The following is a 1626-nucleotide window of genomic DNA, read 5'->3' on the forward strand; positions in this document are numbered from 1 at the left end:
CTCGCCGGCATCGGGGGGGGGATTGTTTGGGTCGAAGGAACGGTTGCCAACACCACGGCGGTGAACAGCAGGGTCGAAACCTCGGGTAAAAATGCACTTGCCGGCATCGGTGGGGGGGGTGTTTGGGTCGAAGGAACGGTTGCCAACACCACGGCGGTGAACAGCACGGTCGCAACCTCGGGTACAGATGCAGACGCCGGCATCGGGGGGGGGATTGTTTGGGTCGAAGGAACGGTTGCCAACACCACTGCGGTGAACAGCACGGTCGAAACCTCGGGTACAGATGCAGACGCCGGCATCGGGGGTGGAGACGTTAGAGGAACGGTTGCCAACACCACGGCGGTGAACAGCTTTGTCAATGGCATTAAAGAGAATTCTGGATCTATCTCCAAGGATCAGCTTTTTTGCCAAACAGCAGACCCACGGGTGTTAACAGCCGATTGCTGTTTGAGAACTGATTTCCTGGTTGCATTGGATTCGTCGTACAGTGATGCTTGCAAGATAAAGATTAAAGATACAGAAACCCTGGGCAAGATTGGCCGACATCCCGACTATCCACTGGACGGTACCTATCAACAGACAGCGGATATTGTTGTCACTAAAGACTATCAATCCATTGGCAATGATACCCACCCATTCACCGGCGAGTACGATGGCGATTATCACAGGATCGACAACCTGACTAACTGTTTTGTTAAAAAGCTGAACCAAGGCACCGTTAGCAAGCTTCACTTTACCGGTGCCCAAATAAACTCCGAGGGGTCCACAGGTCTGGTGGCCTGTAAAGTTAATGGCACAGTCAGGGATATCCTGGCCGAAAATGCACATATTTCAACCTCGGGCAGGAATGCACCCGCCGGCATCGGGGGAGGGGAGGTTTTCGATGACGGCACGGTTGCCAACACCACCGCAGTGAACAGCACGATTAAAACCTCTGATTGGTATTCAAACGCCGGCATCGGGGCGGGAAGGGTTGGTGTCGGAGGAACGGTTGCCGACACCACCGCAGTGAACAGCAGTGTCGAAACCTCGCAATACAGTGCCGAGGCGGGCATCGGGGCGGGACTGGTTAAAGGGACGGTTACCGACACCCTGGCGGTGAACAGCACGGTCAAGACCTTGAGTTGGGGGTCAGATGCCGGCATCGGGGCAGGACAGGTTGATATTGGAGGAAAGGTTGCCGGTACCACTTCGGTCGACAGCAGGGTCGAAACCGAGGGTTTTTATGCATACGCCGGCATTGGGGGAGGCCAGGTTGAAGGGATGGTTACCAACACCACGGCGGTGAACAGCAGGGTCAAAACCTCAAACTCGAGTGTCAATGCATGCGCCGGCATCGGGGGCGGGCAGGTTAAAGGAACGGTTGCCAATACCGCGGCGGTGAACAGCACGGTCGAAACCTCGGGTGTCCTTTCAGGTGCCGCCATCGGGGGAGGGCTGGTTAAAGCGGGAGGAAGGGTTGCCAACACCACGGCGGAGAACAGCAATGTCACAACCTCGGGTAACGCTGCACACGCCGGCATCGGCGGAGGGGAGGTTGATATTGGCGGCACGGTTGCCAACACCAAGGCGGTAGATAGCCATGTCAGAACCTCGGGTATGAGTGCATGCGCCGGCATCGGCGGG

At 56.6% G+C, this 1626-nt stretch carries 1 protein-coding gene; it reads left to right on the top strand.

Annotated features, from left to right (window positions below; genetic code table 11):
* Positions 1-1626, top strand: a 1626-nt coding sequence (locus tag ACO6V1_RS23850) for a hypothetical protein (protein WP_422469068.1), incomplete at both ends; no start/stop codon positions are given.

The organism is Endozoicomonas sp. ALC013 (assembly GCF_049310205.1).
Classification (GTDB): Bacteria; Pseudomonadota; Gammaproteobacteria; order Pseudomonadales; family Endozoicomonadaceae; genus Endozoicomonas.